Consider the following 2,854-nt stretch of genomic DNA (forward strand, 5'->3'; position numbering starts at 1 on the left):
TCAGGCGTAGTCGAATACGCTATGGCAGTAATAGTCCAAGAACTATTCTGCCCTGTGCCTCTAAGGGCTATTTTCATCCCAACCGATATAGGATGATATCCAGACACCACTATCGTTCCAGACGAAAGGGTCGAGTATATTTCAACCTGATCAAGATGCGGCCTAATATCTATTTGGCCGCTTACCTTCGCCATATTCGTCGTGGCATCCGAGACCGTAAGGCTCGTCAGCGTATTCTCGCCGCCAGACAGCTTCGCCCACGCAAAGCTCGTCGGAATCGCGTGGCGACGCATGAAGTTGACAACCTCGTACAGCGTAGGTCCGGTATACGCCGGGTCTCTCATTGCCCGAACATACGCTTCACTCATGACAACCTTGAACGGCACCAGAATGCGCTGTGGCATGTTGCGAGTGAACATCCTCGGAATAGCACCATCGTAGTCGAACGAAAAATAATTGGAAAACGCGGTCCATCCTGTACCGTAATCGGCGTCATCCTTGGATTTCCTCATCAACGAAACAGCGTTGCGCCCAATCTTGAGCGCATAGGCATCCATCGCCGTGCCGCTTGTCGCAACCCATTTTGCACTCGAGTCATACCATTTGCAGCCGAAGCTCAAGACGAATTCGTTTTCTTCCGCTACCGCCGACCCTCCATAGCACGCCCAAATATTTCCGTTGGCTAGGTTCAGGATATTGATGTACGTCGGATTGTCGACGGTCGCCGCCAAGCCGTTCATCTGCATCAGCATGTACTGGTCGAACAAAAACCTGCGAGCCGTGTTGCCCCACTGCTCATCCCCTGTATCGCCAGTCTTAAACTCGAAAGTATCCCAATCCGCCGCTACGTTCAGACGCAACTCCGCCGGAACCGCCGCTACGTCTTTCCTGTACACCTTGGAGTCTCCAAGAGCATAGGTAAAGAGCGACACGTCACCCGTCGAGCTACCGGACGGCACAAACAACTTCCACTGCCCGTCGTTGCCTAAGTATCCGCCCTGTGCAATCGCCAACCCATCCTGATTCCAATAAATCGACAGGGTAGTCCTTGTAACATCGGCGTCGTTCACCACGTTGTTCGACCGCCACAACAACTGCCAGACCGATGTCGCGACGACCGGATAGAACTTGCGGATTCTGCCGTTGATCAAGGAAAGTATTGTCGCAATCTGGTTGACCAATGTATCGGTCGACAAGCTGTCTGGCGTTCCCGTGTGAGACTTGCCCCAAACCTCGTTGGTGTGCAAACCTATATTTCCCACATTCCAGTTGTAAACGCCTAATTCATCAAACGGAACATAAGCATAATAGATGGCATTGAACGCATCGTCGCAATCAACATCCACCGTGTTCGCGAAATTCAGCTCTATCCACGGATTTTGGTAGCACTGATCGCCATCCAGCGATCCAGGACCGATTGGAGATCCGCCTACCTCATCGGCGTACCATGCTCCGGCCGCGATCTGTCCACCATCGCTACCGCGCAAGGGAGCAAAAAATTGATTCGACGCTGCCCGTATGGACACCCGCGTCTTGTTGTCCAAGGAATTGACAAACGAAACCTTGTCCGGAATCTGAAAACGAGTGCGCCCCGGCGATGCAGAAACACTGAGCATCTTCCGGCAAATCACACCGCGCTTTCGAGCTACCTTGGCCCGAAATCCACCGGACGTGTTCACGTAGCTATTCAAAACTGACGTAGCGCCCGCTGGAAGAACGATGATCCCCAGCATGACCCCGTTTGTCGGCACTTCACCTAAGCTATCTACGACCCCAATATACCCCTCTGTTTCTACGCCGGTATCGTAGTCAACATCTACGAACACAGCCAAGGTAGTCTCCGAAACAATCGGCCACACCAGGCCACCCAGGTTCATCACCACATCGCTCGTCAGCCGCACCACCGTGCATATACCTGTGGCTTTGTTCCTATGGAGTATTATCGACTCGTTCTCTTCGGTCCCGACCAAAAACGATTCCCCGGCCGGACTGTTCTGCTTGACGATACCACCTCGATATGCCCCAGCCAGATTCACACCCGCTTGGATATTGGCACCTTCGGAAGCGTAGGGCTCCGCAAAACGGAATTTGATTTTCGTCTTATCTATCGCCGAAGTAGTTACAACTGCCATTTGCTCACCCTACTGCAAAGGTAGCGCACTCAAGTGCGCGTCCTCCTGTTACTTGCGTTTCCGCGCCTTCCTGCGATTTCGAGCCTTCCTAACCTCGTCCTGTTGACCGGCATCGCCATCCGACTTCAGATCCAGGAAGTCCAGATCCAAAAGCCGCTCGAAATCGTTACTGTCTATGTTGTCGCCCAGCCACTCTTCCTTGAGCGGCATGACATCAAACTCGATCTCTTCTTGCATCATCTCTTCGATCTGCCTGACTCGAACCTGCTCCGCTTTCAGTGCATCCGCATACTTCTCATTCAGCACCGCAATCTGCGCCTGAACCTCAGGAAGCTTTGCCTGCGCCACCGAATACCCACCAGCGCCCATAGGTGTCCCGTGTTTACGCAAGATAGCGATATGCTCTTCGTTATACTGCTTCATCTCGGGAGGGATGTCACGAGCCTCTTCCACCGGATCTAGGATGTACTTCAAGTCTCGCTTGATAAAAGCAATGTCTCGCCGATGCTTTACATCCCGACTCGCAATCTTGGTAACAATACGAAGAAGCTCCTCTATCTCTCCGTAAGTTCGCTTAGGAATCCCATCAATCGATTGATCTTTCATCTCTTCATCCATGTCTTCATCCTTTCATTATTACATCGCTCCTTGCATCGCAAAATGCGAAGCCGCAAGCAATGACGGCTCGGCACCGATCCTCTCATACGCGCCCATCGAAGGCA

General features: G+C 52.4%; 2 protein-coding genes. Both read right to left on the minus strand.

The genetic code is table 11. The features are described from left to right. On the minus strand, positions 1-2,132 hold a 2,132-nt coding region (locus PHI12_14800; protein MDD5512055.1), incomplete at its 3' end, for a hypothetical protein. Positions 2,133-2,180: 48 nt separating this feature from the next. Further along, on the minus strand, positions 2,181-2,750 hold the full coding sequence (locus PHI12_14805) for a hypothetical protein (GenBank protein MDD5512056.1): 570 nt from the start codon (positions 2,748-2,750) through the stop codon (positions 2,181-2,183). Positions 2,751-2,854: the final 104 nt, after the last annotated feature.

Source organism: Dehalococcoidales bacterium (assembly GCA_028716225.1).
In the GTDB taxonomy this organism is placed as follows: domain Bacteria; phylum Chloroflexota; class Dehalococcoidia; order Dehalococcoidales; family UBA5760; genus UBA5760.

Excerpts from the sequence above, each read along its gene's own strand:
- PHI12_14805 (MDD5512056.1), bottom strand. The coding sequence starts at position 2,750 with ATGGATGAAGAGATGAAAGATCAATCGATTGATGGGATTCCTAAGCGA.